Below are 16,263 nucleotides of genomic sequence, written 5' to 3' on the forward strand. Positions count from 1 at the left end.
GAAAAAGGGCGTGTTGGCGAAAGCCGCACGCCCTTTCTCCTTCAGTTCAACAGTGCAATCAACGCGGGAACGCTGAGCACCGCCGTGTAGTAGCCCATGAACTGCACGCCGATGTTGAAGCCCAGGAAGCGCCCCAGAAAACCGCCGAGCAGGCCGATGGTGACGATCACCAGTAGCCCGAGCAGGCCGCCCTCCCAGATACCGACGACCAGCACCAGGCCGATGAAGGTGGCAATCACCGCTTCGTGGCTGATCCTGCGCGATACGAATGAAGCCGCCTGGTGAGCGAAGTTCATGGTGAAGGGATAGGCGATCAGAATGGCCACCAGTACCGCCATCATGCCGTAGCCGAAGAACTCCCAGTTGTTGAGCAGGTTATGCAGGTTATTGACCTCACCGGTGACGCTGTCCACGGTGAAACGTGGCGGTGCGTTGAACAGCGGTGCGGCTGGCCCGGCAGCCACCGGGCTGAGCGGCAGGCCGAAGGCGATCAGCGGAATCAGCGCCTCGGCGATGTAGGTCGATTCGGTCACCCCGTTACGGGCAGTGATCACTGTGGTCAGCCGCTCGTAGGCCTGCTTGATACGTGCACCGATCAGCTCGCCCATGATCACCGTCATGGCCACCGGGCTGAACACGAAGGTGGCACTGGTCACGCTCGCCGCCATGGCGGTCATGCGCGCCTGTCGCTTGTTGATCACCCGGAACGGGTTGGGAAAGTAACCACGCCAGCCCTTCATGTCCGGCGCCAGGGAGAACACGCGATACTCATCGCGACGCATACGCTCACGCTCGGCTGGCGCCAGCATCGAGAACAGCGAAGTGATCAGCGGTGCCACGGCGATACCAAGGAAGTAACTGACCGCCAGTTTGACGCCGTACTGGGCCGTCAACGTCTGCAGGGCGACAATCACCAGCACGAACGGCAGCAAGGCCAGCACAGAGGCCCAGCGCCCGGCCGAAAAGTAAGCGATGGTGAAGGCGGCGCAGAGGAACACCCAGGGAGCGAACTGCTTGATGACGTCGCCGAACGGCGCCAGCAGCACGGCGAACAGCACCGCCAGCGGCACCGCGATGACTGCCGCTACGGCGCCACCGGAAATCATCTTGCGCAGGGCCACGTGGGGCACGCCAAGGCGGCGCAGGTGGTTGGCGTCACCAATCAGCGCGGTCGCCGAGGTATCACCAGGAATGCCCAGCAGCGCAGTGGGCACCGCGTGGGTCATGTGCTTGGCCACAGCACCGGCCAGGAAGAAGGTGAGAATGCCAGCCGGCGGCGCGCCGAGCAGTACCACGAGCATGGTCAGCGGCGCCAGGGTGGTGGTTTCGTCGGTTCCCGATACCAGGCCGATGGCGGAGAACAGCACGGCGCCGAACAAGCCCAGCGCCAGGGCCATGAGTATTTCGTAGAGTAGGCCCTCCATCACGAACGCCCTCCGCTCAGCGCCAGGGACGCGCGCGTATCTACTTCGGCTTCGGCGCCGCCATTCTCGCGCGCCTGTTCTTCACGGGTCTGGGCATCACGGAACAACTCGTAGAGGCCGAGCTCGTGCAGCTCGGCAACCACCTCGGGCGAGGTGTCCTCGAGACGGCCAAGGCTGCCGTATTCCTTGAGCAGGTCATTGACCACCTGCTCGCGAAATGCCGGATCCGCCACGTGCTCGACCACATCGCGCTTGGGCTTGAACAGCATGGCGCTGATCGCACCACCGCCCAGGCAACCGAGAATGCCGAAAAGCATGGCGTAGGCCTTGGCCATTTGCGCGGACTCGACGAGGCCACCGAGTATCAACAGCGCCAGCCCATAGGCGCCCAGGCTGACGATGGCGCTGACGATGATGGCCAGCACCAGATGCCTGGCATCGACGGTGTCGCCCCACACCTCGTAAAGGTTGTCGGTGTTGCGCGCCGCGTCCCCACTGGGCGGTGTCGCGGCAGGTCTGGCAAGCTCTTGGCTCATGGTGTCCCCCGCCCTTTCGGGCTCTTGTTGTTATTGAGGAAGCAACTGGTTGGCGACCGCAAGGTCGGGTTCGTATGCGCTACAAGCGCCGGCCATGGCGCCCGTCGTCTCTCCTGTTCATGCAGCGCCAGCAAGGCGTACGCTGGCGCTTCCCTGAGTGATCAGCTGGCCTGCCTGGTTGGTCAGGCGCAGTGTCAGGGTCACTCGCCCTGCCTCTACCGCGGTGACTTCCCCGGCAGCGGTCAACACATCGCCGAGATAAGCGGCGCGCCGATTGCTGTACTGGAAGCTCAGCAGTTCGTCACCCTCCTCCATCCAGTCGTAAACCAGCTGGGTCAGCCAATCACCCTGCAACGGGCCGTCCACCAGCAGCGCGGGATGCCCCTCGCTCTGCTGGGCATAGGGCAGGTCATAGTGGATGCGGTGGGCATTCCAGATGGCCGCGTTGTACAGGAACAGCTGTACGGTGCTGGGCCGGTACTCGCGCTCGGTCAACCGCTGGCCCGCTTCGATCGTCTGCCTGGCCATGCTCACCTCGCGATCCGGGTAAGGCGTTCGGTCACCACCGGCTCGCCCGCTTCGGTTTCAAAACGGTTCTCGAACACCAGAAAGATCAGCGGCCCTTCGGCGCCCTGTTTCTGGTAGATGTCCAGCAAAGTCTGCCGACACAGCAGCACGTCGCCGGCGAAAATCTTGCGGTGCACCTGGTATTCGCTGCCGCCAGCCATGATGCGTTTGAGCGGCAACTCGGGAATCAGCGGGTCGTCGGGCTTGTGTCCGTCTTCCAGCAGTTGCTCCAACGGCAGCACCGGCATCATGGCGCTGAACAGGAACAGCAACGGTGCCTCGTCGCCATCGAGATAACGGCGCTGACGCTGCCCGGTGGCCACTGCGTATTTCCTGATGTCGTTGCGGTTCACTTCGAAGCGCGACAGCGGCAGCGAGGTGCCGATGCTGCGCCGGGCCTCATCGCTGATCAGATCCGCCATCAGATCACCCCCAGCCGGACCAGCTCGGCGTATTCGGCTTCATCCAGGCCCAGCCACTCGCGATAGATGGATGCGTTGTGCTGGCCGACCGAGGGGGCACTGGCGCCGCGCTCCAGGGTGCCGCCAGAGAGTTTGATCGGGTTGCCGAAGACCTCGAAGCGCGCGCCCTGGCAGTCGACGGGCACCACCATGTCGCGCTCGCGCAGGTGGGGATCGGCCACCACTTCATTGATGCTCTTGATTGGCGACAGCGGAAAACGATCACCGGTCATGGCTTCCAGTTCGGCCTTGGTGTGGGCGCCGAGCCAGCGTTCCACGGCAGGCTTGACCTTGCGCAGGTAAACGTCGGTCTCGAAGCGCTTGGCCATGCTGTCGACCTCGGGGTCGGTGGCCATCGCCTCGTCGCCAAAGGTCAGGCAGGCCTCACGCCAGAACTTGTCGGTGTAGGCGCCGAAGAACACGTAGCCATCCTTGCAGGCGTAGCGCCCATAGGGACGCACGAACGGATGGCCATTGCCCTCGGGCACCGTGACCTTGCCGGTTTCGGTGTAGGTCACCAGCGCGTTTTCGGTCAGCGAGACGATGGAGTCCTGCTGCGACACGTCCACCAGTTGCCCCTGGCAAGTGCGTTCCGCTTCACGCAGCGCACCGAGGGTACCGATGGCCGCATACAGCGCAGCGGACAGGTCACCCAGCACCGTGCCCACGCGCATCGGCTCCTCCACCGTGCCGTTCATGGACCAGAGCCCGCCGCTGGCCTGGGCGCTGCTGTCGAATGCCGGCCGCAGCGAGTTCGGGCCGTACTGACCGAAGCCACTGATGGCGGTGAACACGATGGCTGGGTTGACCTCCCGGAGCACCTCGTAGCCGAGCCCCAGCTTGACCATGGTGCCGGGCCGGAAGTTCTCGATGACGATATCGGCCTTGCGCACCATATCCAGGAAAGTGGCCTTTCCCTCGGCCTTCTTCAGGTCGAGACCAACCGCCATCTTGTTGCGGTTGAACTGGGCGAAGAAACCACTCACTGGCTCGCTGCTGCTACGGCTGAGCGGCGGAAATTCGCGGGTAAGGTCGGGGTCGGCGGGGTTCTCGATCTTGATCACCGTGGCGCCCATGTCGGCCAGCAGCATGGCGCAGTACGGGCCGGCGACGACGCGGGTGAGGTCGAGAATGGTCACGCCCTTCAGAGGGCCGGCAGTTCTGGCGAAACTCGCCAGTGCATCGGTAAGCGAATTCATGGGTTCTCCTGTGTCGGTACGTCGCCGCTGGGCGCGCGAGGGGCCCTGTGAAAAGGCCAACGTACGCTCAGACAGTGAGTTGACGGAGTGATCCGGGCAGTGCGACGTAATGGCTGTCGCCTTCTGACCCGCACCCTTTCCGGGTTGTTGTTCTGTCTTGCAATGGGTCAATGCACCCTGTTGCGCATGGCGGTGGCCACTCTCGAAGCCGACGATTTGCCCAGCGCCGCGTCGATGAAAGCACCGGCCTCGAGCAGTGCCGACAGATCCACGCCGGTTGCCAGGCCCTGGCCCTCGAGCAGATAAACCAGCTCCTCGGTCGCCACATTACCGGTGGCCCCGGGCGAATACGGGCAGCCACCCAGGCCGGAAACCGAGCTGTCGAATACTCGCACGCCGGCCTCCAGGGCAGCCTGAACGTTGGCCACCGCCATGCCGTAAGTGTCGTGAAAATGCCCGCCCAGTGCCGCGATCGGCACCTCGCTGGCGCAGGCCTGGATCAGCGCTCTGGTCTTGCCTGGCGTGCCTCTGCCGATGGTGTCACCGAGACTGATCTCATAGCAGCCCATGGCGTGCAGCTCGCGGGCGACCCGTACCACCTCCGCCACCGGCACCTCACCACTGAACGGGCAACCGAGCACACAGGAGACATAGCCGCGTACCGCCACGCCCTGTTCCAGCGCCTTGCCCAGTACCGGCTCAAAGCGCTGCAGGCTTTCGGCGATGGAGCAGTTGATGTTCTTCTGCGAAAACGCCTCGGAGGCGGCAGCGAAAACCGCAACCTCCCTGCAACCCGCCTGTAGCGCAGCATCCAGCCCCTGAAGATTGGGCACCAGCGCCGTATAGGTCACTCCCGGACGTTGCCCGAGGCGGCGCAGCACCTGGTCGGAGTCGGCCATCTGCGGCACCCAACGGGGCGACACGAACGCGCCGGCTTCCAGGGTTCGTAGCCCGGCCGCGACCAGCCGCTCGATCAGCGCCACGCGCACGTCGACCGGCAAGGTCAGGGCTTCGTTCTGCAGGCCGTCGCGCGCGCCGACCTCCACCAGCCGTACGGCACTCATGCTCATTGCCCGCGCTTTTCGCGCAACAACGCCTCGGCGCGGTCGGCGCGCACGTCCCGGGTTTCGACCATGCGCTTGACCAGCCAGTCCAGCTCATCGCCACGGGCACCGGCCGAAAGCGCGATATTGCGCGCATGCAAGGCCATGTGGCCGCGCTGGATGCCTTCGGTAGCCAGGGCGCGCAAGGCCCCGAGATTTTGCGCCAGGCCGACGGCGACGGCGATCTCGCCCAGCTCCTGGGCACTCTTCACTCCCAGAATGCGCAACGACAGCTGCGCCAGCGGATGAGTCTTGGTGGCGCCACCGACCAAGCCAAGTGGCATGGGCATTTCGATGGTGCCGACCAGGTGGCCTTCGCGATCCTTCTCCCAGGTGGTCAGGGAGCCGTAGTGACCATTGCGGCAGGCATAGGCATGGGCGCCCGCCTCCACGGCCCGCCAGTCGTTGCCGGTGGCCACCACCAGCGGGTCGATGCCGTTCATGATGCCCTTGTTGTGGGTCGCGGCGCGGTACGGGTCGATGGCCGCGAAGGTATAGGCGTCGATCACCCCTTCGATGACCTCCGTGCCTTTGTACTCGGCGGTATCCAGATGTTCCGGGGCGATCCGCAACTGGGCACGTGCCAGGCGCAGATCGGCGAGATTGGAGAGGATGCGCAGGCGCACCTTGCCGCCCGTGAGCTGCTCCATCAGCGGCGCCACCGCCTCGGCCATGGTGTTCACCGTATTCGCGCCCATGGCGTCGCGCACATCGACGATCAGGTGCGCGACCAGCATCGGCCCGCGTGGGCTGTCGATGAAGGTATGCACCTCGATATCACGGCAACCGCCGCCCAGGCTGTTCAGCAGCTGATCCTTGCTGTTGGCCAGGGTGATGATCTCATCCTTGTTGCGCAGCAGGCTGAGGCGCGCGTTGTAGGGATCGCTGACACCGATGATCTGTACTTGGGCACGCATCAGCGGCGCACTGCTGGAGGTCTGGAAACCACCTGCCGGACGGGTCAGCTTGGCCATGAACGAGGCCGCAGCGACTACCGAAGGCTCCTCCACTACCAGTGGGATCAGCATCTCACGGCCGTTGATGCGGAAGTTGCTGGCAAGCGCATAAGGCAGCTCGAACTTGCCGATCACGTTCTCGATCATGCCGTCGGCGATCTCCAGTGGCAGCGCACCGGCGTCACGCAAAAGCGCGGTTTCCTCAGCGGACAGGCCAAGCAGCTGCTGCACGTGCTCGAGGCGTTGTGCGGGGGACAGATTACGGAAATCGGGCAGGCGGGAATCGATCGTCATTGGGCGCTCCTCGGGGAGTCGTTTGTTCTTGGTTGGGACGAACGTTATCCTCACTGTATCCCTGAAAGAAGGTACAGTTTGCCCGGACACTTCATTCCTGTACCCAGGGATTTGCGCCATGCCCAGACAGACCCTCGCCCAGAAAGTCGCCGATGCCATCGCCAGGCAGATTGCCGATGGCGCACTGCAGGCGGGCAGCAAACTGCCTTCGTTGCGCGAGTACATGCGCCTGCACGGGCACTCCAAGAACACGGTGATCACCGCCTACGAGCACCTGGCCTCCCAAGGGCTGGTGGAGGCCCGACACGGCAAGGGGTTCTTCGTCTGCCGGACAGTCAGTGCCAGCGTCGAGGATGACGAGTCGCAGCCCTATACCCGGGCGCTGGACACCATCTGGATGATGCGCCAGCAGTTCGTCCGCGACCCCGGCCATTCGCACCTCGGCGAGGGCTTTCCGCCAGTGGAATGGCTGATGGACATGCGCCTGGACAAATTTCACCGCCAGGTGGTGCGCGGTGGCGTGACCACCCTGTTTCGCTACGGCACGCGGCTGGGCAACCCCGGCCTGCGCCAGCGCCTGGCACAGAAACTAGCGGACTACCGCATCGCTGTCTCGCCCCGGCAATTGGTCACCACGCTGGGCGCCAACCACGGCATGGATCTGATCATCCGCCGCTACGTCATTCCCGGCGACGCGGTGCTGGTCGAAGACCCGGGTTATTACCCGCTGTTCGGCAAATTGCAGTTGCAGGGCGCACGCATGCTCGGCGTACCGCGGGAAGCCGACGGGCCGGATCTGGATGCACTGGAGCGGGTGCTGAAAAGAGAAAAGCCCAGGCTGTTCTTCCTCCAGTCGGTGGGCCATAACCCCACCGGTTCGGACATCTCCCCCGCCAAGGCCCACCGCCTGCTGCAGATTGCCGAAGCGCACGATCTGCTGCTGGTGGAAAACGACGCCATGGCCGACTTCAAACCCAGCTCGGCGATGAAACTCACGGCGCTGGATCAGTGCGAGCGCACCCTGTACCTGGGCAGCTTTTCCAAATCGATTTCCGCCGCCTTGCGCGTCGGCTTCATCGCCGGCAGCAAACAGCGCATCGAAGAACTGGCAGACCTGAAGATGCTGCTGCACAACAGCGGCGCCGAATACAGCGAGCGCACCATCGAGGTGATCCTCGGCGAGGGGCATTTCCTGCGTCACCTGTCACGCCTGCAGGATCGCCTGCGCGCTGCCACGCAACGCGGGCTCGAGGTACTCGATGAACTGGGTGCCGAGGTGTTCTGCCGGCCGGAGCAGAGCCTCTATCTGTGGGCCCGTTTTCCCGGCATCGATGACGCCAACGCCCTGACCCGGCATTGCCTGACCCAGGGAGTGATGCTCGCGCCAGGCTCGATCTTCGCCGTCAACCGACAGACACCGGTGCCCTGGACGCGGCTAAACGTGGCCTACCTGGATGACCCAGCGTTCCGTCGCAGCCTGATGCGTTGAGAGCACCAGGCTGCCTGCAACCAGAAATGCGCAGCTGTATCCGTCAGAGCCGGAAACCTGCCACCAGGCTGTTGAGGCTGACCGCCAATCGCGACAGTTCCTGACTGGCAGAGCTGGTCTGGTTAGCCCCGGCAGACGTCTGCAGAGACAGATCACGGATGTTCACCAAGTTACGGTCGACCTCGCGAGCCACCTGTGCCTGCTGCTCCGAGGCGCTGGCAATCACCAGGTTGCGCTCGTTGATCGAGCCGATGGCCCGTACGATCACCTCCAGCGCCTGACCAGCCGCTTGCGCCAGAGACAGAGTCGAATCGGTGCGCACACTGCTGCTTTCCATCGCCTTCACCGCATGCTCGGTGCCCTGCTGGACGGTCTCGATCATCTGCTCGATTTCCCGAGTCGATTGTTGAGTTCGGTGGGCCAGTGCACGCACCTCATCGGCCACCACCGCGAAACCACGGCCTTGCTCACCCGCCCTGGCCGCCTCGATAGCCGCGTTCAGCGCCAGCAGATTGGTCTGCTCGGCAATCGAGCGGATCACGTTGACCACCTGGCTGATGTTGCGCACGTTGCCAGCCAGCTTGCCGACCTCGGCGGACGTCGAGGTGACGTCCTGGGCCAGCAGGTGAATCGAGTCGACCGTCTGGCGTACCTGATCCTGCCCCTGACGCGCATTGCTGTCCGACTCCTGCGAAGCCTCGGAGGTGCTGACCGCGTTCTGCGCCACCTCTTCCACCGCAGCAGTCATCTGGTTGACCGCAGTGGCGGCCTGTTCGATTTCATTGTTCTGCTGGTGCAGCCCACGGGTCGAATCTTCGGTGACCGCATGCAGCTCTTCGGAAGCGGATGCCAGCTGGCTCGAGGAATCGGCAATCTGCTGGAGAGTGCCGCGCAGGCTGCGCTGCATAACGGCAAGGGCCTGCAGCAGCTGAGCCGGTTCGTCGCGCCCTTCATCACTGAACTCGCGGGTCAGATCACCGGCAGCAATGGTCTGCGCCACGCCAACGGCCTTGCTCAGCGGCTTGACGATGCTGCGGGTGAGGAACACGGCCAGGAAGATGGTCAGCAACGTGGCGATCAGCACCACCGACACCACGATGGTGTTACCACTGCCGTACACGCTCTCGCTCTCTGCCGACGCCTGGGCAGCACCCTGGCGATTGAATTCGGTCAGCTCCCGCAACTCACGGACAACGGTATCGCCCTCTTCGGCCATTACCCCGGTAATGATTTTCCTTGCCTCGTCGCGCTGCCCATGGCGCATCAGGTCAATCACTTCAGCCTGGTGCGCCATATAGCGCTCCTTGACGCTGAGCAAACGCTGGTAGAGCGCCCGTTCTGAGTCGCTATAAACCAACGCCGAATAACGTTCTTGCGCGAGTTGCAGATCAGCTTTGGCGCCATCAATAAGCGCTAAGGTGCCCTGCGCTGCCTGCTCACTATCGAGGATGTAAAGGCGCAACGTCAGCGCTCTGATGCGGAAAATAGCCGTACTCAACTCATTCAACGTCAGCGTGGATGGAAACCACTTCGACTCGATGGCATCGGACATGCTGTCCATGCGCTTCATCTGCCCCAGGGTCGTAACCCCCAAGACCACCACGAGAACCGCCAACGCCGCGAAGGAAATACCCGCACGCAAACCGATTTTCACATTCCTGAACGACATCTCATCTGCTCCTGGATCACTAAGTGTTCTGCTCAGGCGCGCGTTCTCGGGCCTGTGGTCATGCCAATTTCGTGGGGTGAGGCAGTACTCGCGTCGTCACCTGGAAGCGATGACGCACGGCTCCTCGAGGCCATCGATCAACGCCTGTGGACGGGCAAAAAGAAACCCTTGAACCCACTGCGCATCACACTCCTGAGCGATCTCCAGATCCTCGGTGGTCTCGATGCCCTCGACCACGACGTGGGCGGCAAGGGTGCTGCACAGCCCGATCAGATGCTTCAGGGTCTTGCCGTGCAGGGATGACTGCCGAGCACGGCGGATGTAGCCCTGATCGATCTTGATCAGATCGGGCTGCCCTTGCTGAATGAAGGTGAGGGTCGCGAACCCCGACCCGAAGTCATCGATTGCCACGTGACAACCGGTGCTTCTCAGTTGATGAACGAACTCGATAGCCTGCTCATGGCTGGGCTGCGCTGAACTTTCGGTTATCTCGATGACCAACCGCCGCGCCAAGTTGGCATCGTCCGCGAGCTGCTGCAGCACTCGCTCCCAGTGAGAGTCGAGCATGGCGCTCTGCGCCGATATATTGCAGCCCAGTGTCAGACTTGGGTGGCTCTGCAGCAGGGCGATCACGCTGTTGGCGACACAGCAATCCAATTGCCTGATCGACTGCAGACGCTCCAGAACCGCAAAGGGATTGAAATCCAGCGCTTCGCCACTGCTGCGCAACAGCCCCTCGTGATAGAGGGTGCGCTGCGCATTAGCAGGGGCAACCACCGGTTGAAAAGCCAGGTGAAACCGGCCCTGCTGCAACTGCCCGTAAAAATACCGGGCCTGAGCCTCGTCGCTCGAAGCCACGGCGGCAGACATCTGCGCCAGGCGGATCATAGAGTTACCTGAAAATATTTTTGCATCGCACGACATTCCCCTAGGCTGTCCCTGCCAACCTCGTCAGTCGCTCGATGCCGCCCCTGGGTCAGCAGCCCCGTTAAACCGGGCCTGGACTAGACCAGAAAAATCAGGGTCGCGATAACGCGCCACAACCCCAGCACTGCGCTTTTGCCAGTTCGGGTCTGCAACGTTTCACGAAGCGTATTCTTGGTTTTATGGGGTTCGAGGATCGACATCAAAACCGACAGATAACCGGGAAGCGGCATATCGGCTAGTCGACAAAACTGCGAGGCTTGGTGGGATATTTATAAGCGTGCTTATGTTTACACCGCCGCACCTACTCGAATAGTGTTCTCACGCACCTGTTTCTTGTCCGCACGCCCATCCGTCAGTCTTTATTCGATCAATCAGCACCACCCGAGAATCAGGAAAGCCGATGTACACGATGACGAGCGCCTGCTTTCAGGTGATGGCCAAGACCCTGCTCCAACAAGGCATCGATCCGGGCAAGCTGAACCACGAACTGGTCGCTGCGCTGAGCCGCGGAGCCCAAATCAGGCTGGCTCAGGTCTATGACCTGTTTTCCCAGGCGACCGAGCAGGCGAACAACGCGGATATTGGCCTGGCCACATACGCCCATGCCCACCCGAGTATTCTTGGCGCGCAGTGCTACTCGATCATGTCCAGCCCGACACTGGGTAGTGCGCTCAAACTGCTGGCGGACTTCCACCCGCTGACCAGCAATGGCTCGCACATCCTTCTCGAGCAACGACACGACACGCTGAAACTGATTGGCCTGGAAGTCGGCACTTCGCCAACACCGGCACCTCGCGCCTTCATCGATGCTGGCGCCGCCTTGACCCTCGGCCTGATCCACTGGCTGACGCCCCACGAAAAGCCCATGCCACTGGCGGTGGAGTTCACCTACCCGCAGCCCGACAACATCACACGTTTGCAGCAGCTGTTCGGCGACAATCTGCGCTTCTCGGCGCCGCACAACAGCCTGACGTTCCGTGGCGAAATCAGCGCCTTCACCCTGCCGACAGCAGATGAAGCCCTACATGTCATGCATCAGGAATATGCCCAGGCGCGTCTCGACGACGTGGTCAATGGCTCTGTCGCAGCGCGCGTGGTGAGGCTGCTGGTGGAGCAACTCACTCAGGGGCTCAACCCCAGCCTGAGCGAGATCGCCGACGCACTGAGCCTGAGCAAACGCAGCCTGCAGCATGCTCTGGAACGTGAAATGGTGAGCTTTACCCAACTGCAGGAGGAGTCGCGCCTGAAGCTGGCACACAACTTCCTGCGCAACTCCAGCCGCAGCCTCAAGTACATCTCGACCACCCTGGGCTTTCGCGACCAGAGCAGCTTCCACAAGGCGAGCATGCGCTGGTTCGGCATGCCGCCGAGCCAGTACCGCAACCGTCAGGACGAGTGCTGAGCAACAGCGCTGCTCAGCGTCGTCATCAAAAGAAAGGTGTCTGCCGGCATCACCAAACTACCTGCAACACGCTATGGACGCGAGAAAGACTGGGGTGGGCTGAAACGAACCATCGTCGGCCCCACCTGCCAACTTAACGATCACTACGGCCACCTGGCCCTCTGGGCTCAGATGACCGAAGTTCTCGATCTAGATCAGGACGCGCGCTCTTCGCTCGGCGCCTGTTTGTGCCACAGGGTCGGGATCAGGAAGACGATCGCCAACAGGCACGCGCCGATCAGCAGCACGAAGCCGCCGTCCCAGCCGAAGTGGTCAACGGTATAACCCATTGCCGCACTCGCCGCGACCGAACCGCCCAGGTAACCGAACAGACCGGTGAAACCAGCCGCAGTGCCTGCCGCCTTCTTCGGCGCCAGCTCCAGCGCATGCAGACCGATCAGCATGACCGGACCGTAGATCAGGAAGCCGATGGAGAACAGAGCAGCCATGTCGACGATCGGGTTGCCCGGCGGATTGAGCCAGTACACCACGGTCGCGACCGTCACCAGCGCCATGAACACCACGCCGGTCAGGCCACGGTTGCCACGGAACACCTTGTCCGACATCCAGCCGCACAGCAGCGTGCCGGGAATGCCCGCCCACTCGTAGAAGAAATACGCCCAGGACGTCTTGTCGACCGAGAAGTGCTTGACCTCCTTCAGGTAGGTCGGCGCCCAGTCCAGCACACCGTAACGCAGCAAGTAGACGAACACGTTGGCCAGGGCGATGAACCACAGCATCTTGTTGCGCAGGATGTACTTGACGAAGATTTCGCGAGTGCTGAATTCCTTCTCGTGGCTGGCATCATAGCCCTCGGGATAGTCGTTCTTGTACTGCTCGATGGGCGGCAGGCCGACCGATTGCGGCGTATCGCGCATGGTCATGAAGGCGAATACCGCCACCAGCAACGCCACTGCAGCAGGAACGTAGAACGCCGCGTGCCAGTCGTTGAACAGGCCCATGCCGACCAGGAACAACGGCCCGATCAGACCACCGCCGACGTTGTGGGCGACGTTCCAGACCGACACCACGCCACCGCGCTCTTTCTGCGACCACCAGTGCACCATGGTTCGGCCACTGGGCGGCCAACCCATGCCCTGCGCCCAGCCGTTGATGAATAGCAGGATGAACATCATGGTCACGCTGGAGGTAGCCCAGGGCGCGAAACCGAAAACGAACATCACGCCTGCTGACACCAGCAAACCGAAAGGCAGGAAGTAGCGAGGGTTGGAGCGGTCGGAAATCAGCCCCATCAAGAACTTCGAAAGCCCGTAGGAGATGGCGATGGCGGACATCGCCAAGCCAAGCTGCCCGCGCGAATACCCCTCTTCCTCAATCAGGTAGGGCATGGCCAGCGAGAAGTTCTTGCGCAGCAGGTAGTAACCGGCATAGCCGATGAATATCCCGGCGAAGATCTGCCAACGCAGGCGGCGGTAGGTGCTATCAATCTGTTCTTCGGGCAGGGTTTCCCGATGAGGGGCGGGACGGAAGAAGGCGAACATCCTGAGACTCCAGTTCTTGTTTTAGCTGCGCACTTTGAATGTGACAGTTATGTGACATTTTCATTAACGAAAATAGCACTCACAACTGAAGCGGTAAAGGCAAGAAACTGTTGGAATCTGAACTAATCCGCGCTATTCGGACGGGAGGATGCTCTGGCTTCATCCATTGAGCGATACAAGAACAGTAGAAAAATGTCGTCGCCACAGAAGCGGAACGAAAAAAGCGCGATCCGCCGGCTGGCAAATCGCGCTTTTCAGAACCCCGGACGCGCAGTCAGCGAGCGGTGATCACCGCCAGCTTGGTGATGCCGGCCCGCTCGATAGCGGCCATGGCCTTGGCCACCGAGCCGTAGTCCACCTGGTCGTCGGCCTGCAGCTGCACCTTCAGTTCGGCGTCGTCGGCCTTGGCCTGAATCAGGCTGCTTTCCAGCAGCTCCGGCTGGATCTCATCCTTGTTGATGAACAGCTTGCCGTCACCATCGATGCTGATCACCAGCGGGTCTTTCTGGTCGGCTGGGGCCACGGCTTCGGTCTTCGGCAGGTTGATCGGAATCGAGTTGGTCAGCAGCGGTGCGGTGACGATGAATACCACCAGCAGCACCAACATCACGTCTACCAGCGGCGTGACGTTGATTTCGCTGAGTACTTCGTCGTTGTCCTGGGTTGAGAACGCCATGTCACACCGCCTCTTTTACGGGTTGGCCGGTGGCGATTCCACCGCGCTTTGCACCTGGGTGAACGATGACCTTGAAAGCACTCTTTTGCGCCAGGCTGTAGAAGTCATGGGCAAAATCGTCGAGATCCGCCGCGGTCAGCTTGAGGCGACGCAAGAAGTAGTTGTAAACCAGCACCGCTGGAACCGCGACGGCGATGCCCACACCGGTGGCAACCAGCGCGGCACCGATCGGCCCGGCAACGGTTTCCAGGCTGGCGTTACCCGCTGCGCTGATGCCCTTGAGTGCTTCCATGATGCCCCACACAGTGCCGAACAGGCCGATGAAGGGTGAGGTAGAACCGATGGAGGCGACCACGGCCAGACCGGATTCCAGCGAGCGACGCTCACGCTGGATCTGCTGACGCAGGGCGCGCTCAAGGCGATCCTGGTGGTTGATCGCCTGGCTCAGGTCGCCCGGCTGCTGGCCGTCCGGTACCTGGATAGCGGCGAAACCGGCCTGGGCAACATGAGCCACGGCGCCAGACTGGCTCTGACCCAGCTCTGAGGCCGAGTTGAGACTGGTGGCCGACCAGAACAGCTTCTGGAACTTGCGATCCTGATGGCGCTGGCGGGCAAACTGGATGCCTTTGATCAGGGCCAGGCCCCAAGTGACGACGGAGAAGCCGATCAGCAGCCAGATGACGGCGTGTTCGACCGATTGCAGGGGGGAATCGACTAGCAGGTTCATGGTGCGGTCCTCGGAAAACGGTATGTCGATGACAGGTTTCGGGCCCGGACTGTCCGGGCTCGTGAAAAAAGGGTGTTGCCGTGTGCGTCAGTTCAGGCGGAAGTCCAGCGGTACCGTGACCCAGCCTTCCTGGGCAACATCACCACGCTTGGCGGGCACGAAGCTCCAGCGCTGTACCGCTTTAACTGCAGCCTGGTCGAGGACGTCACGACCACTGCTGGTCTGGATCTGAATATCGCCGGGCTTGCCGTTGGCCAGCACGCGGATGCGCAGCAGCACGGTGCCTTCCCAACCGCGGCGCTGGGCCAGGGAGGGATATTCCGGCGCCGGGTTGCGCAGGTAAGCGGCGTTGGCGGATGGCGGCGTCTCGGTCACCGGCTTGGGTGCCGCAGGCGCAGGCGGTGCCGGTGGCGCTTCGACCTTGGGCGGCGCAGGCGCAGGCTCAACCGGCTTCGGCACGGGCTTGGGCTCCGGTTTGGGTTTCGGCGGCTGCGGCTTGGGCTTAGGAGGTTCCGGCTTGGGCGGTGGCTTGACCGCCAGCTCATCGACCACCGGTGGTGGTGGCTCGACGACAGGCTCAGGGAGTGGCGGCTCGATCACCGGCTCCGGTGGCGGAGTCGGGGCAGCGAATTCGATGGTCATCGGCGGGATTTCCACCGGCACTTCCGGCAGCACCGGCTCGGGCCGCTGGCTCAACCAAAACAGCACACCAGCGTGCAACACCAACGCGAAAGTACCTAGCAGAATCGCTTCACGGCGCCCCAGAACGGGACGCGAGGCATGGGGGGCGTGACGCAGCGTACCCAGCGCCTGGCGCAGTGGTACACCGAGGTCAAAGACCTCTCCGGGCACGCGCGCCTGCTGCCAGGCTGCATTGGAACGCACGGAGGATTGAAGATTACCCATTACCAACAGACTCCTGGAAGTACCGACTTAGAGCCGGTCTAAGCAAAAACGGAATTCCAGTTGTCTGGTGCGGCTAAGAATGAGGGTTACCGATTATTTCGTAAAATCACTTTTTCCCAGATGGTTATTCGATTGGAGAATATAGAGCGTGCCTATCCCCAATTAAGATGACTTGCCTCGGGGAATAGCGTGACAGCCAGCCTTATCAGCACCCTGAACCAGAGCGCATCAGCCAACAGAAAAGAGAGGAATGAAAACAAGAAAAGCGGCCAATGGCCGCTTTTCAGGAAACCTGCTCAAGGCAGGTGGATATGGCGCAGCGGACGGGACTCGAACCCGCGACCCCCGGCGTGACAGGCCGGTATTCTAACCGACTGAACTACCGC

Annotated in this window: 15 protein-coding genes; 2 read left to right on the top strand and 13 right to left on the bottom strand. The window is 62.3% G+C overall.

Annotated features, from left to right (window positions below; genetic code table 11):
- Nucleotides 1–41: 41 nt before the first annotated feature.
- The 7 genes from ACZ3GY_RS10745 to ACZ3GY_RS10775 all read right to left on the bottom strand — a co-directional run bounded on the left by ACZ3GY_RS10745 (nt 42) and on the right by ACZ3GY_RS10775 (nt 6,540).
- Nucleotides 42–1,424 (bottom strand): tripartite tricarboxylate transporter permease, encoded by a 1,383-nt coding sequence (locus tag ACZ3GY_RS10745; protein ID WP_465909995.1) that lies wholly within the window; start codon nt 1,422–1,424, stop codon nt 42–44.
- Nucleotides 1,424–1,960, bottom strand: a complete 537-nt coding sequence (locus ACZ3GY_RS10750) for a hypothetical protein (RefSeq protein WP_465909996.1) — start codon at nt 1,958–1,960, stop codon at nt 1,424–1,426. The genes ACZ3GY_RS10745 and ACZ3GY_RS10750 overlap by 1 nt, the downstream gene beginning before the upstream one ends.
- A 117-nt stretch (nt 1,961–2,077) precedes the next feature.
- The gene (locus ACZ3GY_RS10755) at nt 2,078–2,488 is read right to left on the bottom strand and encodes a hotdog family protein (RefSeq protein WP_465909997.1); all 411 of its coding nucleotides are present in this window, start codon (nt 2,486–2,488) and stop codon (nt 2,078–2,080) included.
- 2 nt (nt 2,489–2,490) lie between these two features.
- Nucleotides 2,491–2,949, bottom strand: a complete 459-nt coding sequence (locus tag ACZ3GY_RS10760) for an FAS1-like dehydratase domain-containing protein (protein ID WP_465909998.1) — start codon at nt 2,947–2,949, stop codon at nt 2,491–2,493.
- Entirely contained in the window at nt 2,949–4,187 is a 1,239-nt protein-coding gene (locus ACZ3GY_RS10765; RefSeq protein WP_465909999.1) for a CaiB/BaiF CoA transferase family protein, read from the bottom strand. The genes ACZ3GY_RS10760 and ACZ3GY_RS10765 overlap by 1 nt, the downstream gene beginning before the upstream one ends.
- Before the next feature lie 167 nt (nt 4,188–4,354).
- A complete protein-coding gene (locus ACZ3GY_RS10770; protein WP_465910000.1) occupies nt 4,355–5,257 on the bottom strand; it encodes a hydroxymethylglutaryl-CoA lyase in 903 nt (300 codons plus the stop codon).
- Nucleotides 5,254–6,540: a hydroxymethylglutaryl-CoA reductase, degradative gene (locus tag ACZ3GY_RS10775; protein ID WP_463564257.1), complete on the bottom strand. Its 1,287-nt coding sequence runs from the start codon at nt 6,538–6,540 to the stop codon at nt 5,254–5,256. The genes ACZ3GY_RS10770 and ACZ3GY_RS10775 overlap by 4 nt, the downstream gene beginning before the upstream one ends.
- Nucleotides 6,541–6,658: 118 nt before the next feature.
- On the opposite strand from ACZ3GY_RS10775, the gene ACZ3GY_RS10780 reads away from it, so the two are divergent.
- On the top strand, nt 6,659–8,029 hold the full coding sequence (locus ACZ3GY_RS10780) for an aminotransferase-like domain-containing protein (protein WP_465910001.1): 1,371 nt from the start codon (nt 6,659–6,661) through the stop codon (nt 8,027–8,029).
- Nucleotides 8,030–8,072: 43 nt separating this feature from the next.
- Here ACZ3GY_RS10780 and ACZ3GY_RS10785 read toward each other — a convergent pair whose 3' ends face one another.
- Both ACZ3GY_RS10785 and ACZ3GY_RS10790 read right to left on the bottom strand, forming a co-directional pair.
- Nucleotides 8,073–9,698 carry a methyl-accepting chemotaxis protein gene (locus ACZ3GY_RS10785; RefSeq protein ID WP_465910002.1) on the bottom strand — a complete coding sequence of 542 codons (1,626 nt, stop codon included), beginning with the start codon at nt 9,696–9,698 and terminating at the stop codon, nt 8,073–8,075.
- 96 nt (nt 9,699–9,794) lie between these two features.
- Nucleotides 9,795–10,586 (bottom strand): EAL domain-containing protein, encoded by a 792-nt coding sequence (locus tag ACZ3GY_RS10790; RefSeq protein WP_465910003.1) that lies wholly within the window; start codon nt 10,584–10,586, stop codon nt 9,795–9,797.
- 439 nt (nt 10,587–11,025) lie between these two features.
- Here ACZ3GY_RS10790 and ACZ3GY_RS10795 point away from each other — a divergent pair, with 439 nt between their 5' ends.
- The gene (locus ACZ3GY_RS10795; protein ID WP_465910004.1) at nt 11,026–12,027 is read left to right on the top strand and encodes an AraC family transcriptional regulator; all 1,002 of its coding nucleotides are present in this window, start codon (nt 11,026–11,028) and stop codon (nt 12,025–12,027) included.
- 194 nt (nt 12,028–12,221) lie between these two features.
- Here ACZ3GY_RS10795 and glpT read toward each other — a convergent pair whose 3' ends face one another.
- The 4 genes from glpT to ACZ3GY_RS10815 all read right to left on the bottom strand — a co-directional run bounded on the left by glpT (nt 12,222) and on the right by ACZ3GY_RS10815 (nt 15,877).
- Nucleotides 12,222–13,568 carry a glycerol-3-phosphate transporter gene (gene glpT, locus ACZ3GY_RS10800; RefSeq protein ID WP_179538665.1) on the bottom strand — a complete coding sequence of 449 codons (1,347 nt, stop codon included), beginning with the start codon at nt 13,566–13,568 and terminating at the stop codon, nt 12,222–12,224.
- A gap of 274 nt (nt 13,569–13,842) precedes the next feature.
- A complete protein-coding gene (locus tag ACZ3GY_RS10805; protein WP_075929518.1) occupies nt 13,843–14,244 on the bottom strand; it encodes an ExbD/TolR family protein in 402 nt (133 codons plus the stop codon).
- A gap of 1 nt (nt 14,245) precedes the next feature.
- Nucleotides 14,246–14,971, bottom strand: a complete 726-nt coding sequence (locus ACZ3GY_RS10810; RefSeq protein ID WP_463564252.1) for a MotA/TolQ/ExbB proton channel family protein — start codon at nt 14,969–14,971, stop codon at nt 14,246–14,248.
- An 87-nt stretch (nt 14,972–15,058) separates the two neighbouring features.
- Nucleotides 15,059–15,877 carry an energy transducer TonB gene (locus ACZ3GY_RS10815; protein ID WP_465910005.1) on the bottom strand — a complete coding sequence of 273 codons (819 nt, stop codon included), beginning with the start codon at nt 15,875–15,877 and terminating at the stop codon, nt 15,059–15,061.
- Between the last annotated feature and the right edge of the window lie 386 nt (nt 15,878–16,263).

This window comes from Pseudomonas sp. PME37.24/006 (genome assembly GCF_055556635.1).